We start from the raw sequence: 22,991 nt of genomic DNA on the forward strand, positions 1-22,991 counted from the left end.
AGTTGAGCCGTCAGAAAGTGCCGGCACTCCCATAGGACTCGGAGCCCGTCCCGTCGCCCCAGGCGAAGGTGCGAGTGTCCTTGCCCGGTCGCCCGCTGTAGCGGCTCAGGATGCGGGCGATTTCGCGATCGGGATACGCGGCGAAGCCGCCGATGGCCACCGCGCCCGCCGCACCCGAAACGAGGCTTTGATCCGTCTCCGCCTCGGCCAGCACCTCACGGCCCGCGGCGGTCGTCCTGCCCTCGTAGTCGGTCCGGCCGAACCGGAGGGTGACGATCAGCAGGGCCAGTGCGACGACGAGAAGCGCGATCAAGACCCAGGTGCCGACGCCGGCGATCCACCGGACCGTCCCGATCCCCAGAAGAACGGCGTAGACGGCGGCGGTGATCCGCCACGTGAGCCGTCGTCGTCCTTCCGCGACGACCAGGCCGCGGCGGCCCAAGTCGGCCCACAACGCCCGCATCGCGGGCCCACGGCTCATCCACGCCCGCAGCCAGTAGTCGGGTATCACGGAGAGCGCACCGGCGAGTTCCAGCCCCAGCGGATCGACCGGGACCAGCGGGGTGCGGTAGAGCCTGCCCGAACCGCCGAGCCGGGCCTGTTCGCGTTCGAGCATCGCGGCGACCACCGTTTCGGTGACTCGCGAGGTGCCGCCCGCCAAGGCCGCCACATGCTGCACGTTCGGCAGCCTGCCGCCGTCGTGGAAGCCGCGCCGGAGCCAGAGGGTGTGAAGCCCCGCGATGGCGAAGGGGAGCGCGATGGCCAATGCGTACAGCCAAGCGAAATCCGGTCCCGAGATGCCCCAGGGGTCGTTCATAATAGACACCGCCCTCCCCGACGCTTCCTGTTCATCGAGAACGCGTCGGAGAGGGCGGTGGTTCGCTTCGGTTGGTTACGACTCGGGAACGAGCGTCAGCGAGATCGAGTTGATGCAGTACCGCTGATCCGTCGGCGTGGCGTATCCCTCGCCTTCGAAGACGTGCCCGAGGTGGCTGTGGCACGACTTGCACAGCACCTCGATCCGGCGCATCCCCATGGCGGTGTCCTCACGGAGGAGGACGGCGTCGGTATCGGCCGGGTCGTAGAACGACGGCCAGCCGCAGTGGCTCTCGAACTTCGTGTCGCTGCGGAACAGCTCGGCGCCACAGGCGCGGCACTGGTAGACACCGGTGGTCGTCGCGTCGGTGTACTCCCCGGTGAAGGGGCGCTCGGTACCCGCCTTGCGGAGCACGGCGTACTCGTCGGGGCTGAGCTGTTCCCGCCATTCCTGCTCGGACTTGACCACGCGCGGCGTGGCTCCGACAACGGGTTTCATGCCTTTCACCGGTTCCACGTTACCCCGCGAGCCACGCGATGGCCCGGCCGATGATGTCCCATGCGGTGACCATCACGCCGAGCACGATGAGGATCACGACCAGTGCCGAAATCCACCAGCGCAGACCGCCGAGACGGTTGCTGGAGTCGGCGAAATCGGAGACACCGTCGAGGCAGGCTTCCACGGTGAAGTTCGGGCCGCAGCGTTCGATGCGGTCCAGATGCTCGGCGAAGGCGCGAGCTTCGGGGTCGTACGGGTCGAGACCTACCAGGTCCTCGCGGAAACGAGGATTCTGGCCAGGTCCGAAAGGTCCGCTATCGGCCATACCAGCAACAGTAAGCCACGAGCGGCGATTGGCCTACCACCGGCGAGGCGGGTCTCACCACAGCCACGTTGCGTCAGTTGCCGAGTACTCGCGTGTCAGCGTCGATTAAGTACGTCCCGCCCACCTGGACGACGCGCAGTGCAGGGCGAGGGCCGTCGTTGACCGTCACGTTCATGTCGATCGAACCGTCGGGGTTCCCGCCGCCGCTGTCTGCGTGCGCCTGCCTGGAGCCAGTGACCTTATGCGCGGTCCAGTAGTCGGCGAAAGCCTGCTCTGAGCCGTACACGGCTTTCGCGGCGTCGGTGAGCTTGTTCCAGCTTTCGGACGTCCCGATCTTGCCGGTGTCGAAGAAGCCGAGGACGAACTGACCGACGCCGGAGAAGTTCGTGACCTTCTCGCTCGGGGTCTTCCCCAAGCCTGCGGGCGCGGGACGTGACGAAGACGGGGAACTCGACTTGGGCGCCGAGGTGCCGGGCAGTGGGTTCGCTCCGGCGTTGTCGCCGCTCTGGCCACCGGTGCCGCCGTTGCCGGAGTTCAGCACCAGGAACACGATCACGGCGATCACCACGACCGCGGCGCCGGCGCCCGCGAACAGGACGGCCTTGCGCTTGCCGTCCGAGGGCTTCGCCGACGACGGTCGCATCGGGGCGGCCGCGGACGGCGGCGGGCTCATCGCGGCGACCGGGCGCGGTGGGGTGTTCGGCGGGGCCGCCTGCGAGCGCATCGGCATGAACGCGGCGGTCGGCGTGTGCTGCTTGGCGGGCGGAGACAGGGGAGGGGTCGCGGCGGACTGGGCGGGTTTCTCGGTCCGCTGCCACGGTGGCCGGTCCCCGCCGGGAATGCCGTGCCCAGGGGTGTCGGGCACGGCGGGCTGTCTGCCGCCCGCTCCGAAGAGCCGCGGCGAGGCCGCCGTGCCCGCGCTGGATTCGTTCGCCGCCAGTGCGGCGAGCCGTTCCCGGGCCTCGGCCATGGTCGGGCGCTCGGTCGGTTCGGTGCGCAGGAGGCTCATCAGCAGCGCCGTCGCGGCGCCCGCCTGCTGCGGCGGGTTGATCTGCCCGTTCGCGGCCGCGTACAGCAGCGCGAGCTGGTTGGAGCTGTTCCCGTACGGCGTCTGGCCCTCGATCGCCTGGTAGAGCGTCGCGCCGAGCGCGAAGACGTCGGAGCTGGGCACCGGGTCCGAGCCCCGCGCCAGTTCGGGCGCGAGGTAGGCCGGGGTGCCGCCGATCAGGCCGGTCTGGGTGAGCGTCATGTCGCCCGCCGCACGCGAGATGCCGAAGTCGGTGATCTTCGCGGTGCCGGACTCGTCGATCAGGATGTTCCCTGGTTTGACGTCGCGGTGCACGATCCCGGCGCGGTGCGCGGCGACCAGCGCCGACGCGACCTGCTCGCCGATCTTCGCGACGCGCCCCAGCGGCAGCGTGCCCTCATCGGAGATGATCGCCGAGAGGCTCGGGCCGTTCAGGTACTCCATCACCAGGCAGGGATCGCCGCCGTGCTCGGCGATGTCGAACACCACGATCGCGTTCGGATGCTGGAACCGGGCCGCGTTCTTCGCCTCGCGCATGGCGCGCTGGCGCATGTTGTCGCGTTCGGCCTCGGAGACACCTGGTTGCGGGAGGATCTGCTTGACCGCCACCGAGCGCTCGAGGCGGACATCGATGGCACGCCAGACCACCCCCATGGCACCGCTACCAATTTGCTCGACCAGGCGGTAGTGCCCAGCGATCAGCTGACCGGTGTCGATGGCGACTGCTCCTGACACATTCTTTGACTAGCACATTCCGGGGTGATGGTGGCGTTACGCCGTCGTGATGGTCCCGCGCACCCGATCGAGTGTAGCGGGCGGCGGTTTCGGATCCCCGTCAGCTCGCCGGTGCGGAGGCGGGCGTTTCTTCCTCGGCGACCGGTTCGGCCACCGGAACGGCCTTCCGCCGGAAGACCTTGATCAGCCCGATGGCCCCCGCGGCGGCGAACACGGCGTAACAGATCAGCAGGGCGGGCGGTGTTTCCCCGGTCAGCGCGTCGCCGAGGACGACGACCGCGACCGTCCCCGGCAGGCTGCCGAGCGCGGTCCCGATCAGATACGGAACGAAACGGACCGATGACACTCCGCACAGGTAACTGAACGGAGCGAACGGCACCATCGGGATCAGCCGTAAGGAGGTGATCGCCAGAATCCCGCCGTCGGAAAGCCGGTCGTTGACCGCGCGGACCTTGGCCCGGTGCAGATGACGGGTGACGAGGTCGCGGCCGAGCGCCCGCGAAAGGGTGAACGAGAGCCCGGAGGCGACCGTGGTCGCCAAGATGCCGACGACGATGCCCGTCGTGGCACCGAGCAAAAGTCCGCCCGCCAGGTTGAGCACGGTGCGCGGGATCGGTGCCACCGTCAGTACCGAATAGACCAGGAAGAACACCAGCGGCGTCGCCGGACCGAGTCCCGCCGCCCAGGCCCGCAGCCCGGCAGGGCTCGGGATCGGCAGGAGCACCGCGGCCGTCACGAAGAGGGCGAGCACGGTGAGCGCGAGAATTAATTTGGTACGGCCGGACACTGCGTCAACCGTACGGTATTCGCTGTGATCGACACCGAGGCGCTGCGGACGCAGCCCGAACTCACCGGCGAGAACGTCGTGCTCACCCAGCTCGACGAGTCATACTTCGAGACCGGCTGGGAGGCGCTGCGGGAACCGGAAAGCCGCAGGCTGACCGGCACGCACACCGAGTTCACCCCCGAACAGGTCCGGACCTGGCTAGCCGGACGGCCGGGCTTGGACGATCGCGCGGATTACGCGATCGTGCGCAAGGACGATCGCGCGCACGTCGGCGATCTGGCGCTCACCGACGTCGACAAGGACAACCGCTCCGCGGCGTTCCGCATCGCGTTGAACGGTCCGGAGTTCTACGGCAAGGGCTACGGCACCGAGGCGACCAGGCTGCTGCTGGGCTATGCGTTCGACGTCGTCGGCCTGCACCGCGTCTCGCTCGAGGTGTTCGACTACAACCCGCGGGCCCAGCGCGCCTACGAGAAGGCCGGGTTCGTCCGTGAGGGGCTCCAGCGGGAAGCGCTGTGGTGGGACGGCGAGTGGCATGACGTCGTCACGATGTCCGTGCTGGGGACCGATCCCCGGCCCTGATCGGCGATACGGTGTGCGCATGCCCAAGAACGGTGAGCCGATCGAGGTCGAGGTAGGCGAGCGCAAGGTCCGGGTGTCCAGCCCGGACAAGGTGTACTTCCCGGCCCGCGGGATCACGAAGCGCCAGGTCGTGGAGCACTACGTCGCGGTCGGCGAGCCGTTGCTGCGCGCGGTCGGGGAGCGGCCCACGACGCTGAAGCGCTACGTCGACGGCGTCGAGGGCGAGTGGTTCTACGCCAAGCGCGTGCCGAAGGGCGCCCCGGAGTGGGTGGAGACCGCGAAGATCACCTTCCCGTCGGGCCGGACCGCCGAGGAGGTCTGCCCGACCGAGGTCGCCGTGTTCGCCTGGGCGGCGAATCTGGGCACCTTCGACTTCCACCCGTGGCCGGTGCGGCGTCCCGACGTCGACCACCCCGACGAACTCCGCATCGACGTCGACCCGCCGGACGAGGCGGGGTTCAGCGACGCGGTCGAGGTCGCCGGCGTGGTGCGCGAGGTGCTCGACTCGGCCGGTCTCGTCGGCTACCCGAAGACGTCGGGCGGCCGCGGCGTGCACGTCCTGGTGCGGATCCGGCCCGAATGGGACTTCATCGACGTCCGGCACGCGGTGATCGCGCTGGGGCGCGAGGTCGAGCGCCGGATCCCCGAGAAGGCGACCATCGCGTGGTGGAAGGAAGAACGCGGCGGCCGGGTCTTCATCGACTACAACCAGGCCGCGCGCGACCGCACGGTGGCCTCGGCGTGGTCGGTCCGCGGCACCCCGCGTGCCACCGTGTCGACCCCGCTCACCTGGGACCTGCTGACCGAGGTCGACCCGGACGACTTCGACGTCCTCACCGCCGGCGCCTTCTACGCCGAGCGCGGTGACCTCCACGCGCCGATGGACGAGCAGGCGTTCGGCATCGAGACGCTGCTGGAGTGGTACGCGCGGGACGAGCGCGACCACGGCCTCGGCGAGATGCCGTATCCGCCGGACTATCCCAAGATGCCGGGTGAACCGAAGCGGGTCCAGCCCAGCAAGGCGCGTGACGACACCTAAGCCCGCCCGATCCGGCCCAGCGAGCGGTCGGCGACGGTCAGCGCGAGGAACAGCACGCCGGCGATGAGCATGAACACGGCCAGGTGGTGCAGTCCGCCGCTGTCGGCGCGCTGACCGAAGAACGCTCCGCTGGCGGCGGAGGCGACGATGGCGCCGAGGTAGCCGAAGGTGCGCAGCAGCCCGGCCGACGAGCCGATGCGTTCGGCGTGGGCCTGGTGGTACACGGAATTCTGCAGCGCGAGGTTGTTCAACCCCTGCGGGACCCCGAGGACGATCACGACGGCCAGCAGCATCCACACCGGGCTGTCGGGGGTCAGGAACAGCAGCAGGGCACAGGCGGCGATCTGGCCGAGCGAGCCGGCCAGGAGCTTGCCGCGGACGGCTTGACGGCGTCCGGTGATGGTGGAGGCGACGATCGCGATGCCGAACAGCGGCAACAGCACCAGCCCGGCTTCGGAGGCGGACAGCCCGTGTCCCTGCTCCATCCACTGCGTGTAGCCGTAGAGGAAGGCGTAGCTGACGACGAAGCTGAGGAGAGCCCGGCCGTAGGTGGCCAGCAGCGGCAGATTGCCGCCGAGCAGGCGGACGTCGATGAACGGCTGCCGTGTCCGCAGTTCGCGCCAGGTGAACCCGGCGCCCGCCACGACGGTCACGGCGAGTAGCCACCAGTCCGCGCCGCGCGGGTTCATCAGGAACAGCAGCAGGCAGACGAGGGCGGCGGCGAACAGGCCCATGCCGGGCAGGTCCAGTTCGCGCACCAGATGGCGGACGTCGCGGCGGGGGACGGGTGTCGCGGGGAGGCGGCGGATCCCGAGGTACAGGCCCGCCAGGGCGAGCGGGATGTTGATCGCGAGTGTCGCGCGCCAGCCGCCGACACCGATCAGCAGTCCGCCGAGGCTGGGCCCGATGACGGCGATGGTCTGCGTGGTGACGGCGAGCGCGGTGAGGACACCGGCGGGGCTGTCCTTCCCGGTGCGCTCGGCCTCGCCGCGGATGAGGTACATCGCCGCCGGATAGCCGGCGCACGTGCCGAAACCGAGGAGCACCCGCGAGGTGACGAGCACGCCGAAGCCGGGGGAGAGCATGCCGATGATCCCGGCGATCCCGGTCAGCGCCGTGCCCGCCAGGAACAGGCGGCGAGGACCGAAGAGGTCGATGAGCCGTCCCACGACGGGCTGGCCGATCGCGGTGGCCAGGTACAGCGCGGAGATCAGCCACGCCGTCTCGGCGGGCGGGGCGCCGAAGGCCACTCCGATCGGCACCAGGGACACGGAGATGATCGACGAGTTGACCGGGTTGAGGGCCGCGCCCAGCATCATCGGGGGCAGGAGCCGCCGGTCGAAGCCCGCGCTCATCGCCGCACGACCCGTTCCAGCACGGCCGCCGCTTCGATCAGCGTGCGGCGCTCCGCTTCGGTGCACCGCGCCTCCAGGACCTGGGCGAGCCAGCCTTCCCCGGCGCGACGGCGCTCTTCGAGGAAGGCATGGCCGTCGTCGGTGACGAAGACCAGTTGACGCCGTCCGTCCTCGGGGTCCTGGCGACGGGCGGCCAGCCCCCGCTCCACCAGGACGCCGACGGTGGTGGCCACCGACTGGTGACGGATGCCTTCGAGGGCCGCCAGGTCGCTGACCGACGCTTCGCCGTCTTTGTCGAGACTGCTGAGCACGGACGTCTGGGACGGCGTGAGGTCACCGCGGCCGTAGTTCTCCCGCAGGCGGCGCCGGAGCCTGCTGAAGGCCACGCGGATGTCGTGGGCCGCGCGTGCGGCGGTCGTGTCCATATCCGCAGGCTAACTTGCGCAGCTGAAACTGCGCAATTATGACTGCGTATCTACCGACCGCGAACGGGGAACGCATTTCGTGACGACTCGTGCGGTATCGGTGACCAATTCGTACTTGTCATCCGTTTCTTCTTCGGTTTGCTCGCGGAGTGATTGCGCTTTCGTGTCGATCCAGAAACCTGTCACCGCCGCGCGGCGAACCGATACGAGACTGTGTGACGCGTGCGGCCCAGTCGTAACGGCAGGTCTCCTGCCAGCGACATTCCCCGTCGAACGCTTACGCTGGGGGAGACGAAGGAGTGCCTGTGGACGACCTGATCGCCTTTCTCGCCGCGCGTGTCGGACAGCGTCAGGCGTTGATCATGCAGGCGGTCAAGAAAACCGAGATCAGCGAATCGCTCAATCGTGGTGAGACCAAGGTCGTCATCGAAAAGAAGATCCGGTCGCTGAACGACATCGAACTCGACGTGGTCAATCTGATGATCAACGAGATCGAGGCGACCCGGCGGCTCCTGCAGGCGCACCGCACCACGGTGTCGGAGAAGGTCCCGGGATTCCCCCTGTACGGCAACGAGTACTGGTGCGAGACGTGCAACGTGCCCGCCGACGAGGCCGGGACGAACTGGTGCCTGACCTTGCGGCTGCTCGCCCTGCCCCACGCCGACCACCCGGACTACAGCGAGCGCTGGCGCCCCTGAGCGGGGAATGCCCGCCGGGTCCGGGCGCGTTGATCCGAGGGTGATCACGCTTTCGGTACTGGACCGGTCCCCGACCCGCCGCGGTGGCGACGCGCCCCGCGCGTTGCGGGACACGGTCGCCTTCGCCCGGGACATCGAAGCGCTGGGCTATCACCGGTTCTGGGTCTCCGAGCATCACAGCGTGCCCGGCGTCGCCGGTTCGGCGCCCACGGTGCTGGCGGCCGCGGTCGCCTCGGCGACCGAGCGGATCCGCGTCGGCACCGGCGGCGTGATGCTGCCGAACCACCGGCCGCTGGTGGTCTCGGAACAGTTCGGCGTCCTCGAATCGTTGTTCCCCGGCCGGATCGACATGGGACTGGGCCGGTCGGTCGGGTTCACCGGCGGGGTCCGCCAAGCGCTCGGGCACGAGAAGGACGACGCCGACCGCTTCGGCGACCAGGTCCGGGAACTGCTGGGCTTTCTCACGGGTGACCAAACGGCGTATCCGGGCGTGCACGCCATTCCGGCGGAAGGGCTGCACGTGCCCGCGTTCCTGCTGGCCACCGGTGCCGGGGCGCGGCTGGCCGCGGAACTGGGGTTGCCACTGGTGATCGCGCCGGTCCGGGGTGAGGGGCCGCTGCTCGAAGCCATCGAGGGCTACCGCTCCGGCTTCCGTCCTTCCGCGCAGGCTTCGCGGCCGTATGTCGTGGTGTCCACGGCGATCGCGGTCGCGGAGACGGCCGAAGCCGCGCGACGACTGCTGATCCCCGAAGCGTGGTCGACCGTCTATTCGCGCACGCACGGGGTTTTCCCGCCGCTGTCGCCGGTGGAGGAGATCCTCACGGGGTCACTGTCCGAACGGGACCGGGAGAGACTGGACCGGGCGCTCGACGGTCAGATCGCCGGCACTCCGGACGAGGTCGGCGACCGGCTGGCCGGTCTCGTCGCCAAGACCGGCGCCGACGAGATCTTGGTGACCACCAGCACCTTCGACCAGGCCGAGCGGTTGGATTCCTACCGGGCCCTCGCCGAAGTGGCGGGGTTGCGGAGACTTGCCGCGGCGTCGTGACACCCCTCGCGTTTAGTCCTCTAGTTGCGGTAGTTCGTGACGCGTACAACCGCAACTAGAGGACTAATTGCGGCTTAGAGGCGCAAGAGAAGCTGGGTGAGGATGCGCTGCGCGGGGTCGTCAAGGTCGATCCCGGAAACCTCGGAGGCACGCCGTACCCGGTACCGTACCGTGTTCGGGTGGATGTTCAGCTCGCGCGCCGCGCGCCGGACATCGCCGAACGCGTCGAGGTAGGCGAGTACGGCGGGCACCAGGATGCCGCCGTGCTCGGCGTCGTGCGTGACCAGTTCGATCAAACGAGGATCGCGGATTCTCGGTTGGTCGCCGAGGAAAGCGAGTACCTCGGACAGCAGGACCTCGGCGCGGACGTCGGCCAGTGAGGCGACGTCCGCGGTGCCGTGCCCGCGCGCCATCGTCGCCAGTACACGGTCCGCGTCGCCACGCGAGGCCGCCGCGTCGGAGAGTCGCGGGACGACACCGCCCAGTGCGGCACGCACCCGGACGTCGAGATGTCGTTGCGCGGTGCCGACGATTTCCTTGGCCAGCGCCAGGATCCGCGTCTCGGCGTGCTCGGGCAGATCCGGCAGGAGCGCGTAGACCCGGCCGCCGATCACGCTCACCAGCGCGCTCCGCCGGTACGCGGCGGTGTGCACGGTGATCAGGTGCACGAGTTCGGCTCGCCGCAGTTGCCGGTCGGTCGCCGCCCGGTCACGGGGGAGCGAGAACCCCAGCACCACGGCCGGTTTCCCGGGATCCGCACCGATGTCGTCGGCGACGGACTCGACTTCGAGGCGGCCGTCGAGCAACCCCGCCAGCAGGTCCTCCCGCAGCCGGAGTTCCGGGCTCGGCAGGGTCCGGTGCCGGATCAGCTGGGGCGCGAGCGCCCGGCTCGCGCCGAGCAACGCGATTTCCGCGCTTTCGGTGAGCGGATGCGCGCCCTCCTGTACCCAGATCGTGCCCAGCGGCTGTGATCCGGCGTGGATCCCGGCCGCGATGCGGCGCCGGATGCCGAGATCGGGCCGCTCGTCGATGCGGACGATGCCTTCCCCGGCGCGAAGCCGCTGGTAGACACCCCATTCGCGCAGCATCGCGAGGTATCGCTCCGGGCCTTCGCGGCCGAGGATCGACAGGCGGCGCAGTTCGTCCACCTCGTCACCCGCCCGCGAATAGGCCAGCACGCGGCTCGCGGTGTCCTCGATGCTGACCAGGCCGCCGGTGAGCGTCGCGATGGTCTGCGCGAGCGAGAACAGGTCGCCCAGCACCTCGCCGCTGTCGGCCTCGCCGCCGGCGCGGGCCGCGTCCACGACACCCCTGGCCAGCGCCTCGACCTGCTCCCAGCGCGCCTCGTGGCCGACTTCGATCAGCGCGATGCCGGAGTCGGTGGCGACGTTCACGACCGACGAGCCGTTCTTGACCGCCACGGCGGCCGCGCCCGACCGTCCCGCCGCCCGGATCGCGCTCGCGGCGGCCCGGCCGCGGGCCCCGATCACCAGGACGAGATCACCCGGATGGGCGTCGGGCGGATCCTCCGGATCGTGGATGACGACATCCGCCACCTCGATCCCGAGCCCGCTCGGTGCCGCGAGCACCCTGACCAGCGGTTCCCCGAGCGTGGCGAGGACATGCCGCAGCGACGCGCCAGTTGTCGGTTCCGTAGTCGCTGTAATCGCTGTCATCACCGAATTAAGCCGATCGGACAAGATGGTCACCCTGATTCTAGCCAGTCGAACAAGCCGCGGCGGAGTCGTCCGGTCTACCGTTCGGGGTGAGACCTCTAACCGGCGAAGTGAAGTCAGGAGCAGTCAGTGGACGCCGTGACCCAGACCCCCGCCCCGAAGAACGAGCCGGTGCTGAACTACGCACCGGGCAGTGCCGAGCGCGCTGAACTCGAGGGCGCGCTCAAGTCGCTGGGCGGCGCCGACCCCATCGACATCACCGTGACGATCGGTGGTGAGCAGCGCGAGGGCGGCGGCGAGAAGATCGAGGTCGTCCAGCCGCACAACCACAAGGCCGTGCTGGGTGTCATCCACAGCGCGACCGAGCAGGACACCCACGACGCGATCGCCGCCGCGAAGGCCGCCGCCCCCGGCTGGCGCGCGCTGTCCTACGACGACCGCGCCGCGATCATCCTGCGTGCCGCCGACCTGCTGGCGGGTCCGTGGCGTGCCCGGCTGAACGCCGCCACCATGCTCGGCCAGTCGAAGACCGCCTTCCAGGCCGAGATCGACTCCGCCTGCGAGCTGATCGACTTCTGGCGGTTCAACGTCGCCTTCGGCCGTCAGATCCTCGCCGAGCAGCCGGTCAGCTCGCCCGGTATCTGGAACCGGATGGAGCACCGCCCGCTCGAGGGCTTCGTGTACGCCATCACGCCGTTCAACTTCACCGCGATCGCCGGAAACCTGCCGACCGCGCCCGCGCTGATGGGCAACGTCGTGCTGTGGAAGCCGTCGCCGTCGCAGAGCTACGCCGCGCACATGCTGATGCGCCTGCTCGAAGAGGCCGGTATGCCGCCGGGCGTGATCAACCTGCTGCCGGGACACGGCAAGCCGGTTTCGGAGGTCGCCCTGACCCACCGCGACCTGGCCGGGATCCACTTCACCGGGTCCACCGCGACGTTCCAGCACCTGTGGGGCACCGTCGGCGCCAACATCGGCGGCTACCGGACGTACCCGCGCCTGGTCGGCGAGACCGGCGGCAAGGACTTCGTGCTCGCGCACGCCTCGGCCGACGTCGACATCCTGCGCACCGCGCTGATCCGCGGCGCGTTCGAGTACCAGGGCCAGAAGTGCTCGGCCGCGTCCCGCGCCTACGTTCCGCGTTCGCTGTGGGCGAGCCTGAAGGACGAGCTGGTCTCCGAGACCGAGGCCATCACCTACGGCGACGTCAACGACCTGGACAACTTCGGTGGTGCCGTGATCGATCGCCGCGCCTTCGACAAGCACGCCGCCGTGCTGAAGAGCGCCGCGGAGGACGCCGAGGTCGAGGTCATCGCCGGTGGCACCGCGGATGACAGTGTCGGCTATTTCGTGCGCCCGACGATCCTCGTTTCGGACAACCCGAAGCACGAGATCTTCCGCACCGAGTACTTCGGCCCGATCCTCTCGATCCACGTCTATGACGACGCCGACTTCGACAAGGTGCTGAAGCTGGTCGACGAGACCGCCGACTACGCGCTCACCGGTGCCGTCATCGCCAACGACCGCACGGCCGTCGCGAAGGCGGCCGAGGCACTGCGCTTCGCCGCCGGCAACTTCTACGTCAACGACAAGCCGACCGGCGCTGTCGTCGGCCAGCAGCCCTTCGGCGGCGCCCGCGCGTCGGGCACCAATGACAAGGCCGGTTCGGTGTTCAACCTCCTCCGCTGGACGAGCCCTCGCTCGATCAAGGAGACCTTCGTTCCGCCCACCTCCGTCCGTTACCCCCACCAGGGCTGAGTCCTCAGGAGTCCGTGATGTTGCGTGCCCCGCTGCTCGCCGCCGCTCGATCCCAGCGGATGCGCGAACTGGTCGAGTTCGTCCCCGCCACCCGATCGGTGGTGAGCCGGTTCGTCGCCGGCGCCGGGACGTCCGAGGCCGCCCGGGTGGTCCGCGAACTGGCCGACGACGGCCTTCGGGTCACCCTCGACCACCTCGGCGAGGACACCACCGACGCCGAGCAGGCCGCCACGACCGTCCGCGCCTACGAGGAACTGCTGTCCGCGCTGGCGGCCGACGGCCTCGCGTTCGGTGCGGACGTCTCGGTGAAGCTGTCCGCGGTCGGTCAATTCCTGCCCGCCGACGGTGAGAAGGTCGCGCTGGAGAACGCCCGCAAGATCTGCGCGGCGGCCGAAGCGGTCGGTGCCACGGTGACCCTCGACATGGAGGACCACACCACCACGGACTCGACGCTGGGCATCCTGCGGGAACTGCGCACCGAGTACCCGTGGGTCGGCGCGGTGCTTCAGGCCTACCTGCGGCGGACCGAACAGGACTGCCGCGACCTCGCGGGGGAGGGCTCCCGCGTCCGGCTGTGCAAGGGCGCCTACGCCGAACCCGAAGAGGTCGCGTTCCAAGGCAAGTCCGAAGTGGACAAGTCCTACGTTCACTGCCTGAAGATCCTCATGCAGGGCAAGGGTTATCCGATGGTCGCCTCGCACGACCCCCGGATGATCGCGATCGCCGAGAAGCTCGCGATGGACGCGGACCGCAAGGCGGACGACCACGAATTCCAGATGTTGTACGGGATCCGTCCCGAAGAGCAGCGCCGGATCGCGGGTGACGGAAAGACGATGCGCGTCTACGTCCCCTACGGCGACGAATGGTACGGCTATTTCATGCGCAGGCTGGCGGAACGCCCGGCGAACCTGGCGTTCTTCCTGCGCGGACTCGCCACCCGGGGCTGACCCGGTCACTGGTGGCACAGTTCCGCTGAAGTACAAAGGGGCCCTTCCCGGCGAAATCCGCCAGGAAGGGCCCCTTCTTTCGTTTCTTCAGGCTTCTTGAGCCTCTTCCTTGAGCTTGTCCATGTCGATGTCGCGCGCCTGCTGGATGAGGTCTTCGAGCGTCTTCTCCGGGAGCGCGCCGGGCTGCGCGTAGATGACCGTCTTGTCGCGGATCACCGCGAGCGTGGGGATCGAGCGCACGTCGAAGGCGGCGGCCAGCTGCTGCTCGGCCTCGGTGTCGACACTCGCGAACACGATGTCGTCGTGGTTGCCCGACACCTTTTCGTAGGTCGGCGCGAACTGGCGGCACGGCATGCACCAGCCCGCCCAGAAGTCGATGATCACGAAGTCGTTCTCGGACACGACCTGATCGAAGTTGGCGGCGGTCAGCTCAACTGTGCTCATGTCCGGCGTAACGAAACAGGCCGGACGCACATTCCCGCGAGAGCGCGTAGCGTCTTTAATGGAGCAACTCAGAAGGAGGTGCGCATGGCCGACGGAGACATCCTCAGCCGGATCGACGAGCTGGTCAGCGTGGAGCACGAACTCCGCTCGCGGGCGATCGGGTCCGGGCTGAGCTCGGACGACCGGTCCCGGCTCGCGAGTGTGGAGCAGCAGCTGGACCAGTGCTGGGACCTGCTGCGGCAGCGGCGGGCGCGCGTCGAGTTCGACGAGGACCCGGACCAGGCTACGACGCGGCCGATCTCAGAGGTGGAGTCCTACCGGCAGTAGAACCACTGAGACTCAGGCCGGGCAGAGGGTTCCGTCCACGGGGATCTTCCCGTCGATCAGGAAGGCCCGCGTCGCGTCGGTGACGCAGGGGGAGAGGCTCAACGCGCCGTGTCCGGCGCCCTGCCAGGTGATCGTCACCGCGCTCGGCATCTGGTCGGCGGCCCGGCCGGTGCCCTGTTCCGGTGTGACCGGGTCGGTCGCGGTGCCCGCGACGAGGATCGGCGGTGCGCCCGGGGCGCCGGCGGGCGGGAGCGGTTCGCGGCGGACGGGCCACGGGCTGCACCACGCCAGTTGCTGCGCGGCGAAGACGCCGAACTGCGGGTACTTGTCGCGCAGGGTCGTGGTCACGCGCGTGAGTTCTTCGGCCGAAAGCCGTGTCGCGCTGTCGTTGCATTTGGTCGCGAGCGTGCCGTCCAGCCGGGACGGCCGTGCCTTGGTGTCCTTCAGCACCGGCTCCGCGAACGCGGCCAGCGGCGTGACGTCGCCGGTCTGCGCGGACTTGAGCGCCTCGGCCAGTTCCACCCAGCGCGAGCGCTGCGCGAGCCCGGAATAGACGGCGTACAGCGCGATCCCCGGCGTGATCTCCACCCCGTCGGTGGTCGTCGCGGGGGCGGCGCGGAGCCGGTCCGCGACGGCGGTCACGGCCGCACGGGCGTCGCCGATCGGGCAGCCCTTGGCGATGCAGTCGGCGCCGAACGCGTCGAGGGTGGCCTGCGCGCTCGCGGCGACGGCTTCCTGGACGGCGGTCGCGTCGGGGGCCGGGTCGGGCAGCCCGTCGAGCATGACGCGGCCGACCTGCGCGGGGAACCGCACGGCGTATTCGGCGAGGACCTTCGAGCCGTCACCGCGTCCCAGCGCGTGCAGCTTGTCCAGTCCCAGTTGCTCCCGAAGTTCGTCGAGGTCGCCCGCGGACCGCCAGCTGTCCATCGCGACCTGCGAGTCGTCCAGTTCGATCGCGCACTGCTGGCCTGCCCTGCGTGCCGCGTCGACCACGGGTTCGAGGTCGCCTGCGGTCGGATCGCCGCCGAGCAGGTCGGTGCGGATCTCCGCCGGGATGCACTGCACCGGCGCGGAAGTCCCGGTCCCTCGCCGGTCCACGCCGATCAGGGAGAACTTCTGCAGGTACTCGGGCGGCAGCGCCGCGGCGAGCCGTGCGGCGTACAGCGACCCGGGCTCACCGTCGACGTCGTTGACCACGACCAGCGGGATCGGCCCGCCCCCGGTTTTGACCACCGACAGCCGCGAGAGCCCGCGGCCGGGCAAGTCCGGCGCGTCGAGTGTGGTCGGCACCCTGGCACAGGAGAACTTGAGCGTGTCCGGCACGGACGGCTGGCCCAGCCGCTGCCGGGTCGCCTCGTCGCAGTCCTCCCATTTGATGGACGGCGACCGCGGTTCGGTGAGCGGCGGCAGCGGCACCGGCTGCGCCGCCGACGAACCGCCGGGAGCGGGTTTGCCGTCGTTGTCGATCACCGCCGGCCGGACCGACGGCCCGGCCGTGCAGCCCGCGAGCACGGTCGCGACCATGGCCGTCATCAGGAACAGCCGTGGCGTGCGGCGGGCGGTGCTCACGGGCTGGTCCTCACTTCCAGGGCATGACAAAAGCTCGGGATGAGCTTCGCAGGTGACGTGTCAGGCCCCGGTTAGCGGGTGCGTTTGACCTCGCCGCGGAACACCGCGTCCAGGTCGTACCGGGCGACCTCTTCGAGCTGGGCGTAGGTGCAGGAATCCGGTTCGCGGTCGGGACGCCAGCGCTTGAACTGCGCGGTGTGGCGGAACCGCGACGGATATCCGCCTTCCGTGTGCTCGTAGCCGACCTCGACCACCTTTTCCAGCTTCAGCGGCACCCACGGGGCTTCCTTGGACTTCCACCGGGTGATCCCCCCGGGGATCCGCTGGTGCTCCCGCACGTTGTCGCCCAGCCACGGGTGATCGGCCCCGTCGGTGATCAGCGGTGCCAGCTCCTCGGCCAGTTCACGCCGCCGGGTGACCGGGAACGACCCGACGACGCCGGGGTGGTGCAGCACGCCGTCCTCGTCGTAGAGCCCGAGCAGGAACGAGCCGACCATCTCGCCCGCTTCGCCGTCGACGTGCCAGCGCAGTCCCGCGAGCACACAGTCGGCGGTGCGCGAGTGCTTGTACTTCAGCAGCACGCGTTTGCCGGGGGTGTACGGCTCGTCGAGCGGTTTGCCGATGACGCCGTCGAGTCCGGCGCCCTCGAACAGCTCGAACCAGTGCCGCGCGATCGCCGGATCCGAGGTGGCCGGGGTCAGGTGGATGCCGTCGGAGGCCAGTTTCTCCAGCCGTTCCCGGCGTTTCGACGTCGGTTCGTCCAGATAGGACTCGTCGCCGAGCGCCAGCAGGTCGAACGCGATGAACTCCGCCGGGGTCTGCTCCGCCAGGAGTTTGATCCGGCTTTCGGCGGGGTGGATCCGGTCGGTGAGCGCGTCGAAGTCCAGCTTCCCGTCCCGGCCGACCACCAGTTCGCCGTCGAGCACGATCCGCTCGGGCAGCGCCGCCTTCAGCCGCTCGACGACCTCGGGGAAGTACCGGTTGAGCGGCTTCTCCGACCGCGACTGCAAGGTCAGCTCGTCGCCGTCGCGGAACACCAGGCAGCGGTACCCGTCCCACTTCGGCTCGAACAGCAGACCGCCGGAATCGGGGATCGCCTTCGCCGGTTTGGCGAGCATCGGTTTGACCGGTGGTGTCAAGGGAAGCGACATGACGGCATTCTCGCGCAGGCGACGTGCTCAGCGCACCCGTTGCGGTGCTCCCGTGTCGAGTTCGAGCCGGACGGCGGTCGGCAGCACGTCGACGCCGAGCGATTCCCGCGCGCGGGCCAGCACGGTGAGGTCGAGCTGCTCCCACACCCGTTTCAGGTCGGAGCCCTCGCTCAGCCAGAGCGTGATCCGCAGCGCCGGGTTGTCGCTGTCGCCGACCGCGCGGACCCTGGCACGTCCGACACCGTCGATCGTCTCGGCGTCGGCGCGGACGGCCTCGGAGATGGCCGAGGAGGTCACCACGAGGTCGTCGTCGAGTTCGAGGTCGGGACGGCCTTCCGGGCGCAACGACCGGAAGAACCACCACAGTCCCAGCCACAGCAGGAGGACACCGAGCACGATCGCGCCGACGCGCGAGGGGAGCGCGTTCCGCGAGAGCCAGTCGAGCGCGATCGGATCCACAAGGGAGCGGTTGGCGCGGTACGTGCCGAGCCAGCCCGCGCCGACCGCGATCACCGTAGCCCCGCCGAGCAGAACGAGCAGTCCGATGAGGACGGTCAGGATGCGTTCGGTGCCGGTGGACCGGCCGAGCGCCTTGGCGGAGACCGAACGGGTCATCGGCGGTCCTTCGGGGAGTCGACGACGACGGACACCTTCGGCCGCCGCACCAGGGGGACGTCGTCGAGCAGGCCGGAGACCGTTTCCAGCAGCCGCGGCCGCAGCTCGCCTTCGGTTTCCAACCTGCTCGTCGCGCGGACACGGATCTTCTTGGCGGTGACGGTGACCTTGGCGCCCGCGACGTTGTCCTGCGCGCGCACGGTCAGCCCCACCAGCCTCGCCAGCGAACGCGGCGAGGTGGTCACGCTGACCTCGTTCGCCGGATCGGTCAGCCGGATGGCGCGCCGTCCGGCCGAGGCCGCCGCCAGGATCAGCAGCAGGCCCACGACCGCGACGGCGATCGCGACGTACCGGACCGCCGGAGCGCTCCAGGGCAGTTCCGCGAGCCTGTCGCGCCAGTCGTCCCACGGGACGAACAGTGGTCCCCGCCCCGGCCGCCACCAGCCCCAGCTGACCTCCAAGGCCAGCAGGACCCCGGCGGCGGCCAGCGCCAGCCCGATCAGGGCGGACAGCAGGCGGACGAACAAACGCATGCCAGTTGCTCCTTCTAGCGGACGCGGGGCGCGATGTCGGGCAGGAGCGCGGAGACCGTCACCGAGATGTCGCGGACCTGGTACGAGGTGATCCGTTCGACCTCCTCGGTGACCCGGGCGCGCAGATCGCCGACGATCCGCCGCACCGGTGCCGGGTACTTCAAAGCCACGTCGAGCACGAGGTCGACGTCGTTGCCCTCACCGCCGACCTTCGCGCTCGCGCCGTGGGTCCCCAGGCCGAGCCCGGCGATCCGCCGCTCGGCGAGGGTGATCCCGTCGACCTGGTCCGCGGCGTGCTGCGCGATCTTGCGGACCACGGACGGCGCGATGGTGAGGGTGCCGCGATCCTCAGGGTCGGGCGGCACGGTCATTTGTCGCGGCCCCGGCCGAACAGGTCGCCGAGGTCGAGTTCGCCGTCGAGTACCCGGCCGAGGACGAGGCCGATGACGCCGACGGCCAGCGTCACCAGGAACGCGGTGAAGCCCTGTGTCGCGGCGAGGCCGAGGATGAGCCCGGCGAGCAGGCCGGTCTGGGTGCCGTTCATCATTCGACCCGCGAGGTCTCGGTCTCGCCGCCGTCCTCGTCGGGCAGGTGGATGTCGTTGACCGAGATGTTGACCTCGATCACCTCGAGGCCGGTGATCTGCTCGACCTGGCCGATCACGTTGCGGCGCACCGCCCGCGCGACGTCGACGATGCGGGCGCCGTACTCGACGACCACGTCGAGGTCGATCGCCGCCTGCTTCTCGCCGACCTCGACCGAGACACCGGACGTGGTGACCGTGCCGGAACCGGGGATGCGCTCGCGGATCGCGCCGAAGGCCCGCGAGACCCCGCCGCCCAGGGCGTGGACCCCGGTCACCTCACGGGTGGCGAGACCGGCCACCTTCTGCACCACCACCGACGAGATCGTGGTCTTGCCGGCGGCTCCTTCCTCGTTGAGGGACGACCCCGTCACCGGGGTGTCGGGCTTGCTCGCGCTCGGCTGCGCCATGAGGTTCGCTCCTTCTCGCACCTGCGCCGCACGACCTGCGCGCACGGCGTTCCTAACGCTCTCACCGACCAGGACACACGCGCATGCCGAGTCGTCCCGGAATGTCCCCCGAATGGGGTAATCACTTCCGGGGTTCAGTCCGGGTGGACGTCGACGACGTGGACGTTGATCGCGGGCGGGGCCGAGCCGAGCTGGCCGGTCAGCGCCGCGGTGACGCGGTGCCGCAGCAGTTCCGCGGCGGCCGCTTCGACGCCGAACCGGATCGTCACCAGCACCTGGAGCACGTCGTCCTCGAGCGCGACGGCCGAGACGTGGACCCCGCCGAGGTCGCGGCCGATCTCGGCGGCGAGCCTCCTGGTCATCAGGACCAGTGCCCGTTCCGACACCTGGGTCTTCCCTCCGGCCGAGGGCAGGTCGAGCGGTGCCGTGGTGTGCCTCCCGCGGGCGCCGCCGACCGAACGGAGCACTCGTTCGACGAGCCCCGGCGGCGTCGGCACGGGACGGCTCGCGGCGGCGCGCACCTGCTCCCACCGGGGGTCGTCGCGCGGATCCTCGCTCATCACCGTTCCCCGGGTCGGAAGTTGTCGCCGAGCTTCGCCAGCAGCGCCACCCTCGCGCGGTGCAGACGGGCACGCAAGGCGGGCACACTGACTTCCAGAACCTCGGCCACCTCCTCGTAGGTCATCCCTTCGAATTCTCGCAGAATCAGCGGGATCCGCTGGCCGACGTCGAGTTCGGCGATCGCGCGCAGCACCGTGCCGACCTGTTCGGCGCTCACCACGTGACCCTCCGGACCAGGCACGATCCCGGCGTCGCCCTCGTCGAGCGGCACGGTCGGTTTCCGGCGCCGGACCTGGCTGAGCGCGCCGTTCGTCGTCACCCGATAGAGCCAAGTGGGGAACGCGGACTCGTGCCGGAACCCGGGCAGCGCGCGCCACGCGGAAAGCCAGGCCTCCTGGACGACGTCCTCGGCCTCCGACGCGCTGCCGGTGATCCGCAGCGCCACGCGGTACATCCGGGCCGTGTGCCGCCGCACCAAGGTGTCGAAGGCACCGTGGTCCCCGGCGGCGGCCCTGGCCGCCAGTTCCTGGTCCGGAACCGGCGCGGGCTCGCTCACCCGCCCTCCCGGCGGCGGTAGCGCAGCATGGTGAATCCGTCCTCGAAGAGCAGCGACGCGAGGTCCATCCGGCGTGGTTCCGGGGCGGGGCGGCCGTCGGCGATCCGGCGCTCGCCCGCACCCGCGAGCAGGGGGGCGACGGTCAGGCACAGCTGGTCGACGAGGTCGGCCGCGATCAGGTCGCCGAACAGCGCCGGCCCGCCCTCGCAGTCGACGCGGTACAGCCCGCGTCCGGCCAGGAGTTTCAGTGCCACGTGGAGGTCGACGTCGTCGGTCCCGCCGACGAGCACGTCGGCGCCCGCGCGTTCCAGCGCGGCCCGAGGCGCCTTCTCGGTGGTGATGACGATCGGCGGGACCTTGGTGTCGGTGAACAACGGGCCCGCGGGGTCGAGTTCACCGGAACGGGTCACCACCGCGATCGGCGGGACCTCGGACAGCCCGAGCGAGACCCGGCGGGCGGCGCGTTCGGGAGAGATCCGCGCGCCGCGGTAACCCTCGGCGCGAGCCGTGCCCGCGCCGACCAGGATCACGTCGGAAAGCAGCCGCCCCAGCAGGAAGATCCGCTTGTCGGCGGGGTGCGAAAGGCCCTCGGACAGCTCGTCGACCGCGACCGCGCCGTCGGCGGAGCTGACGAAGTTGACCTGGACCCAGGGACGGGTCAGGTCCTCGGGATACCCGTAGAGCCGCTCCAGGTCGGCGTCGGAGACGGGATCCGCCGGTGTCGTTGGCCACAAAAGCTGCACACCTCCATCCCAGCACGAGCCCGACGGCACCGCTGAGCGGGGGATACGCCCGGTCAGGGAGGGTGAACGGCCGTCGCCGGTGCCGTTACTCTCGGCGAATGCCCGCCCGCCTGATCGATCGCCGTCCGGAGCTGTCCGCCGACGAGCTGATCACCGCGCTCGTCCCGCCGCCCCGGTTCGACGCGGTCCGGTTCTCCACCTACGTGCCCAACCCGGACGAGCCGAGCCAGGCCGAGGCCGTCGTCGACTGTGGCGCGTTCGCGAAGCGTGTGGCGGAAGCCGCGAACCGGAAGCCGAAGTCGAAGCTGCGCGCGCTGTTCGGCGGCGGGGACGACGCGCCCACCGGACCGAGGGGGCTCTATCTGGACGGCGGTTTCGGCGTCGGCAAGACCCACCTGCTCGCCTCGACGTGGCACGAGACGCCGTCGCCCAAGGCGTACGGGACGTTCGTGGAGCTGACCCACCTCGTCGGCGCGCTGGGGTTCGCCGAGGCGGTGCGACGGCTTTCCGAGCACCGGTTCCTGGCGATCGACGAGTTCGAACTCGACGACCCCGGCGACACCATGCTCGTCACCCGGCTGCTGCAGGAGCTGATCTCGGCCGGGGTGTTCGTGGCGGCGACCTCCAACACGCTGCCCGACAAACTCGGCGAGGGCCGGTTCGCCGCCGCGGACTTCCTGCGCGAGATCCAGTCGCTGTCCGCCCGGTTCGGCGTCTGCCGCGTCGACGGCCCGGACTACCGCCACCGAGGACTGCCGGACGCACCGCCGCCCGCGAGCCCGGAGGAGCTGGAAGCCTCCGCTGCGGCGCATCCCGAGTCCACTGTGGACGATTTCGACGCGTTGTGCGAGCACCTCGGCGAGCTGCACCCTTCGCGCTACGGCAGGCTTCTCGACGGAGTGAGCCGCGTGCACCTGCATGACATCCACCCGGTTCCGGACCAGAACGTCGGACTGCGGCTGGTCGCGTTCGCTGACCGGCTCTACGATCGCGCGATCCCGCTGGTGGTCTCGGGCGAGCCGGTGCCGCTGCTGTTCACCGAGGAGATGGTGAACGGCGGTTACCGCAAGAAGTACCTGCGCGCCGTCAGCCGTCTGACGGCACTGGCACGCGACGCCGTGCAGCCCAGCTGAGCAGCACCCGCGTCGCGCACACGACGGCGATGGCGAACAGCGTGCCGCCCACGACGTCGGTCAGGTAGTGATAGCCGAGGCCGATCATGCCGATCGTGACCCCGCCGAGCACCACCGCGCCCACGATCGAGATGACGGCCGTCGCGACGCCGGGCCGGGCGAGCAGGACGAGCACGGTCAGCACCGCGACCAGCGCGACGGTGTGCCCGCTGGGGTAGGCGAGCCACGTGTTCTTCCAGCGGCCGAAAAGCGGTTTGAGCACCCAGGTGTTGGCGAGAATGGCGATGAGCGGGCCGACGATGGTCAAGGCCGCTTCGGGCCTGCGCCGTCCCAGCAGGCAAAGGGCGGCGGTGAGGACCGCGACCGGGATCAGGACGTAGGCCTCGGTCGGCAGCACGAGGAGCCGCAGCAGGTCTTCGCCGAAGGTGCGCCGCACCCACTCGTCGGCCAGGGCGTCGGGGCCCGACAGTCCTTCGCCGGAGACCAGCAGGCCGAGGACGACCATGACCACGGCACAGGTCGCCGCGACCAGCCCGTACGGCGCTCTTCCGCTCATCCGGCGAGATTACGTGACCACCCGCCAGAACGGCTTGTCGCGGAAATCACGCCAGACCCACCGCAAGTAGGTGGCGCCCCACCCGTGATCAGG

At 70.0% G+C, this 22,991-nt stretch carries 28 protein-coding genes; 8 read left to right on the top strand and 20 right to left on the bottom strand.

Annotated elements, in window-relative coordinates:
• Positions 1-10: 10 nt before the first annotated feature.
• From ACLARN_RS21800 to ACLARN_RS21820, 5 genes are all read right to left on the bottom strand, one after another.
• Complete coding sequence (locus tag ACLARN_RS21800; protein ID WP_409493286.1) at positions 11-817, bottom strand: TIGR04222 domain-containing membrane protein; 807 nt, start codon at positions 815-817, stop codon at positions 11-13.
• Positions 818-892: 75 nt separating this feature from the next.
• Complete coding sequence (gene msrB, locus ACLARN_RS21805; RefSeq protein WP_409493287.1) at positions 893-1,315, bottom strand: peptide-methionine (R)-S-oxide reductase MsrB; 423 nt, start codon at positions 1,313-1,315, stop codon at positions 893-895.
• Positions 1,316-1,334: 19 nt separating this feature from the next.
• Positions 1,335-1,640, bottom strand: a complete 306-nt coding sequence (locus ACLARN_RS21810) for a hypothetical protein (protein ID WP_061988756.1) — start codon at positions 1,638-1,640, stop codon at positions 1,335-1,337.
• A gap of 73 nt (positions 1,641-1,713) precedes the next feature.
• The gene (locus tag ACLARN_RS21815; protein WP_409493334.1) at positions 1,714-3,321 is read right to left on the bottom strand and encodes a protein kinase domain-containing protein; all 1,608 of its coding nucleotides are present in this window, start codon (positions 3,319-3,321) and stop codon (positions 1,714-1,716) included.
• Positions 3,322-3,502: 181 nt separating this feature from the next.
• Entirely contained in the window at positions 3,503-4,189 is a 687-nt protein-coding gene (locus ACLARN_RS21820; RefSeq protein WP_409493288.1) for a TVP38/TMEM64 family protein, read from the bottom strand.
• A gap of 24 nt (positions 4,190-4,213) precedes the next feature.
• Here ACLARN_RS21820 and ACLARN_RS21825 point away from each other — a divergent pair, with 24 nt between their 5' ends.
• A complete protein-coding gene (locus ACLARN_RS21825; protein WP_409493289.1) occupies positions 4,214-4,771 on the top strand; it encodes a GNAT family N-acetyltransferase in 558 nt (185 codons plus the stop codon).
• 19 nt (positions 4,772-4,790) lie between these two features.
• A complete protein-coding gene (locus ACLARN_RS21830; RefSeq protein ID WP_409493290.1) occupies positions 4,791-5,810 on the top strand; it encodes a DNA polymerase domain-containing protein in 1,020 nt (339 codons plus the stop codon).
• On the opposite strand, the gene ACLARN_RS21835 is transcribed toward ACLARN_RS21830, so the two are convergent.
• Both ACLARN_RS21835 and ACLARN_RS21840 read right to left on the bottom strand, forming a co-directional pair.
• On the bottom strand, positions 5,807-7,165 hold the full coding sequence (locus ACLARN_RS21835) for an MFS transporter (protein ID WP_409493291.1): 1,359 nt from the start codon (positions 7,163-7,165) through the stop codon (positions 5,807-5,809). The two genes, ACLARN_RS21830 and ACLARN_RS21835, sit on opposite strands and share 4 nt — an antisense overlap.
• Positions 7,162-7,590: a MarR family winged helix-turn-helix transcriptional regulator gene (locus ACLARN_RS21840; RefSeq protein ID WP_409493292.1), complete on the bottom strand. Its 429-nt coding sequence runs from the start codon at positions 7,588-7,590 to the stop codon at positions 7,162-7,164. Before ACLARN_RS21840 ends, ACLARN_RS21835 begins: the two co-directional genes overlap by 4 nt.
• Before the next feature lie 305 nt (positions 7,591-7,895).
• On the opposite strand from ACLARN_RS21840, the gene ACLARN_RS21845 reads away from it, so the two are divergent.
• Entirely contained in the window at positions 7,896-8,288 is a 393-nt protein-coding gene (locus tag ACLARN_RS21845; RefSeq protein ID WP_409493293.1) for a DUF6221 family protein, read from the top strand.
• Positions 8,289-8,295: 7 nt separating this feature from the next.
• On the top strand, positions 8,296-9,336 hold the full coding sequence (locus ACLARN_RS21850) for an LLM class flavin-dependent oxidoreductase (RefSeq protein ID WP_409493294.1): 1,041 nt from the start codon (positions 8,296-8,298) through the stop codon (positions 9,334-9,336).
• 74 nt (positions 9,337-9,410) lie between these two features.
• Here ACLARN_RS21850 and ACLARN_RS21855 read toward each other — a convergent pair whose 3' ends face one another.
• Positions 9,411-11,012: a PucR family transcriptional regulator gene (locus tag ACLARN_RS21855; RefSeq protein WP_409493295.1), complete on the bottom strand. Its 1,602-nt coding sequence runs from the start codon at positions 11,010-11,012 to the stop codon at positions 9,411-9,413.
• A 129-nt stretch (positions 11,013-11,141) separates the two neighbouring features.
• Between ACLARN_RS21855 and pruA the strand changes: the two genes are divergently transcribed.
• Both pruA and ACLARN_RS21865 read left to right on the top strand, forming a co-directional pair.
• A complete protein-coding gene (gene pruA, locus ACLARN_RS21860; protein WP_409493296.1) occupies positions 11,142-12,770 on the top strand; it encodes an L-glutamate gamma-semialdehyde dehydrogenase in 1,629 nt (542 codons plus the stop codon).
• Between the two features lie 17 nt (positions 12,771-12,787).
• Positions 12,788-13,717: a proline dehydrogenase family protein gene (locus ACLARN_RS21865; RefSeq protein ID WP_409493297.1), complete on the top strand. Its 930-nt coding sequence runs from the start codon at positions 12,788-12,790 to the stop codon at positions 13,715-13,717.
• 87 nt (positions 13,718-13,804) lie between these two features.
• Here the strand turns inward: ACLARN_RS21865 and ACLARN_RS21870 are convergent, their stop codons facing one another.
• Entirely contained in the window at positions 13,805-14,161 is a 357-nt protein-coding gene (locus tag ACLARN_RS21870) for a thioredoxin family protein (protein WP_020637318.1), read from the bottom strand.
• 84 nt (positions 14,162-14,245) lie between these two features.
• Here ACLARN_RS21870 and ACLARN_RS21875 point away from each other — a divergent pair, with 84 nt between their 5' ends.
• Positions 14,246-14,488, top strand: coding sequence for a DUF2630 family protein (locus ACLARN_RS21875; protein WP_409493298.1), 243 nt, complete (start codon positions 14,246-14,248; stop codon positions 14,486-14,488).
• Between the two features lie 12 nt (positions 14,489-14,500).
• Here the strand turns inward: ACLARN_RS21875 and ACLARN_RS21880 are convergent, their stop codons facing one another.
• The 10 genes from ACLARN_RS21880 to ACLARN_RS21925 form a co-directional block, all read right to left on the bottom strand.
• Entirely contained in the window at positions 14,501-16,021 is a 1,521-nt protein-coding gene (locus ACLARN_RS21880) for an alpha/beta hydrolase (protein ID WP_409493335.1), read from the bottom strand.
• Positions 16,022-16,128: 107 nt separating this feature from the next.
• A complete protein-coding gene (locus ACLARN_RS21885; protein WP_409493299.1) occupies positions 16,129-17,208 on the bottom strand; it encodes an ATP-dependent DNA ligase in 1,080 nt (359 codons plus the stop codon).
• Between the two features lie 27 nt (positions 17,209-17,235).
• Positions 17,236-17,823 (bottom strand): alkaline shock response membrane anchor protein AmaP, encoded by a 588-nt coding sequence (gene amaP, locus ACLARN_RS21890; RefSeq protein WP_409493300.1) that lies wholly within the window; start codon positions 17,821-17,823, stop codon positions 17,236-17,238.
• Positions 17,820-18,356, bottom strand: a complete 537-nt coding sequence (locus ACLARN_RS21895) for a DUF6286 domain-containing protein (RefSeq protein WP_409493301.1) — start codon at positions 18,354-18,356, stop codon at positions 17,820-17,822. The genes amaP and ACLARN_RS21895 overlap by 4 nt, the downstream gene beginning before the upstream one ends.
• Before the next feature lie 14 nt (positions 18,357-18,370).
• Positions 18,371-18,727 carry an Asp23/Gls24 family envelope stress response protein gene (locus ACLARN_RS21900; RefSeq protein ID WP_409493302.1) on the bottom strand — a complete coding sequence of 119 codons (357 nt, stop codon included), beginning with the start codon at positions 18,725-18,727 and terminating at the stop codon, positions 18,371-18,373.
• Positions 18,724-18,900 (bottom strand): hypothetical protein, encoded by a 177-nt coding sequence (locus tag ACLARN_RS21905; protein ID WP_005157087.1) that lies wholly within the window; start codon positions 18,898-18,900, stop codon positions 18,724-18,726. The genes ACLARN_RS21900 and ACLARN_RS21905 overlap by 4 nt, the downstream gene beginning before the upstream one ends.
• Entirely contained in the window at positions 18,900-19,349 is a 450-nt protein-coding gene (locus tag ACLARN_RS21910; protein ID WP_409493303.1) for an Asp23/Gls24 family envelope stress response protein, read from the bottom strand. Before ACLARN_RS21910 ends, ACLARN_RS21905 begins: the two co-directional genes overlap by 1 nt.
• Positions 19,350-19,483: 134 nt before the next feature.
• Positions 19,484-19,909, bottom strand: coding sequence for a hypothetical protein (locus ACLARN_RS21915; protein WP_409493304.1), 426 nt, complete (start codon positions 19,907-19,909; stop codon positions 19,484-19,486).
• Positions 19,909-20,466: an RNA polymerase sigma factor gene (locus ACLARN_RS21920; RefSeq protein ID WP_409493305.1), complete on the bottom strand. Its 558-nt coding sequence runs from the start codon at positions 20,464-20,466 to the stop codon at positions 19,909-19,911. The genes ACLARN_RS21915 and ACLARN_RS21920 overlap by 1 nt, the downstream gene beginning before the upstream one ends.
• On the bottom strand, positions 20,463-21,209 hold the full coding sequence (locus tag ACLARN_RS21925) for a pyrimidine reductase family protein (protein ID WP_409493306.1): 747 nt from the start codon (positions 21,207-21,209) through the stop codon (positions 20,463-20,465). Before ACLARN_RS21925 ends, ACLARN_RS21920 begins: the two co-directional genes overlap by 4 nt.
• A gap of 98 nt (positions 21,210-21,307) precedes the next feature.
• Between ACLARN_RS21925 and zapE the strand changes: the two genes are divergently transcribed.
• A complete protein-coding gene (gene zapE, locus ACLARN_RS21930) occupies positions 21,308-22,342 on the top strand; it encodes a cell division protein ZapE (RefSeq protein ID WP_409493307.1) in 1,035 nt (344 codons plus the stop codon).
• On the opposite strand, the gene ACLARN_RS21935 is transcribed toward zapE, so the two are convergent.
• Entirely contained in the window at positions 22,296-22,898 is a 603-nt protein-coding gene (locus ACLARN_RS21935; RefSeq protein WP_409493308.1) for a phosphatase PAP2 family protein, read from the bottom strand. The genes zapE and ACLARN_RS21935 overlap by 47 nt on opposite strands.
• Positions 22,899-22,991 lie beyond the last annotated feature (93 nt).

Origin of the sequence: Amycolatopsis sp. cmx-11-12, from assembly GCF_046269425.1 — a bacterium.
Taxonomy (GTDB): Bacteria; Actinomycetota; Actinomycetes; order Mycobacteriales; family Pseudonocardiaceae; genus Amycolatopsis.

What these genes read in the sequence shown, in the direction of transcription:
- ACLARN_RS21905 (WP_005157087.1), bottom strand. Translation starts at nt 18,900, where the DNA reads ATGAACGGCACCCAGACCGGCCTGCTCGCCGGGCTCATCCTCGGCCTC.
- ACLARN_RS21830 (WP_409493290.1), top strand. Translation starts at nt 4,791, where the DNA reads ATGCCCAAGAACGGTGAGCCGATCGAGGTCGAGGTAGGCGAGCGCAAG.
- ACLARN_RS21900 (WP_409493302.1), bottom strand. Translation starts at nt 18,727, where the DNA reads ATGACCGTGCCGCCCGACCCTGAGGATCGCGGCACCCTCACCATCGCG.
- ACLARN_RS21885 (WP_409493299.1), bottom strand. Translation starts at nt 17,208, where the DNA reads ATGTCGCTTCCCTTGACACCACCGGTCAAACCGATGCTCGCCAAACCG.
- ACLARN_RS21855 (WP_409493295.1), bottom strand. Translation starts at nt 11,012, where the DNA reads ATGACAGCGATTACAGCGACTACGGAACCGACAACTGGCGCGTCGCTG.
- ACLARN_RS21935 (WP_409493308.1), bottom strand. Translation starts at nt 22,898, where the DNA reads ATGAGCGGAAGAGCGCCGTACGGGCTGGTCGCGGCGACCTGTGCCGTG.
- ACLARN_RS21810 (WP_061988756.1), bottom strand. Translation starts at nt 1,640, where the DNA reads ATGGCCGATAGCGGACCTTTCGGACCTGGCCAGAATCCTCGTTTCCGC.
- ACLARN_RS21870 (WP_020637318.1), bottom strand. Translation starts at nt 14,161, where the DNA reads ATGAGCACAGTTGAGCTGACCGCCGCCAACTTCGATCAGGTCGTGTCC.
- ACLARN_RS21840 (WP_409493292.1), bottom strand. Translation starts at nt 7,590, where the DNA reads ATGGACACGACCGCCGCACGCGCGGCCCACGACATCCGCGTGGCCTTC.
- ACLARN_RS21865 (WP_409493297.1), top strand. Translation starts at nt 12,788, where the DNA reads ATGTTGCGTGCCCCGCTGCTCGCCGCCGCTCGATCCCAGCGGATGCGC.
- amaP (WP_409493300.1), bottom strand. Translation starts at nt 17,823, where the DNA reads ATGACCCGTTCGGTCTCCGCCAAGGCGCTCGGCCGGTCCACCGGCACC.
- ACLARN_RS21850 (WP_409493294.1), top strand. Translation starts at nt 8,296, where the DNA reads ATGCCCGCCGGGTCCGGGCGCGTTGATCCGAGGGTGATCACGCTTTCG.
- ACLARN_RS21910 (WP_409493303.1), bottom strand. Translation starts at nt 19,349, where the DNA reads ATGGCGCAGCCGAGCGCGAGCAAGCCCGACACCCCGGTGACGGGGTCG.
- ACLARN_RS21895 (WP_409493301.1), bottom strand. Translation starts at nt 18,356, where the DNA reads ATGCGTTTGTTCGTCCGCCTGCTGTCCGCCCTGATCGGGCTGGCGCTG.
- zapE (WP_409493307.1), top strand. Translation starts at nt 21,308, where the DNA reads ATGCCCGCCCGCCTGATCGATCGCCGTCCGGAGCTGTCCGCCGACGAG.
- ACLARN_RS21815 (WP_409493334.1), bottom strand. Translation starts at nt 3,321, where the DNA reads ATGGGGGTGGTCTGGCGTGCCATCGATGTCCGCCTCGAGCGCTCGGTG.
- ACLARN_RS21915 (WP_409493304.1), bottom strand. Translation starts at nt 19,909, where the DNA reads ATGAGCGAGGATCCGCGCGACGACCCCCGGTGGGAGCAGGTGCGCGCC.
- ACLARN_RS21800 (WP_409493286.1), bottom strand. Translation starts at nt 817, where the DNA reads ATGAACGACCCCTGGGGCATCTCGGGACCGGATTTCGCTTGGCTGTAC.
- ACLARN_RS21875 (WP_409493298.1), top strand. Translation starts at nt 14,246, where the DNA reads ATGGCCGACGGAGACATCCTCAGCCGGATCGACGAGCTGGTCAGCGTG.
- ACLARN_RS21880 (WP_409493335.1), bottom strand. Translation starts at nt 16,021, where the DNA reads ATGACGGCCATGGTCGCGACCGTGCTCGCGGGCTGCACGGCCGGGCCG.
- msrB (WP_409493287.1), bottom strand. Translation starts at nt 1,315, where the DNA reads ATGAAACCCGTTGTCGGAGCCACGCCGCGCGTGGTCAAGTCCGAGCAG.
- ACLARN_RS21835 (WP_409493291.1), bottom strand. Translation starts at nt 7,165, where the DNA reads ATGAGCGCGGGCTTCGACCGGCGGCTCCTGCCCCCGATGATGCTGGGC.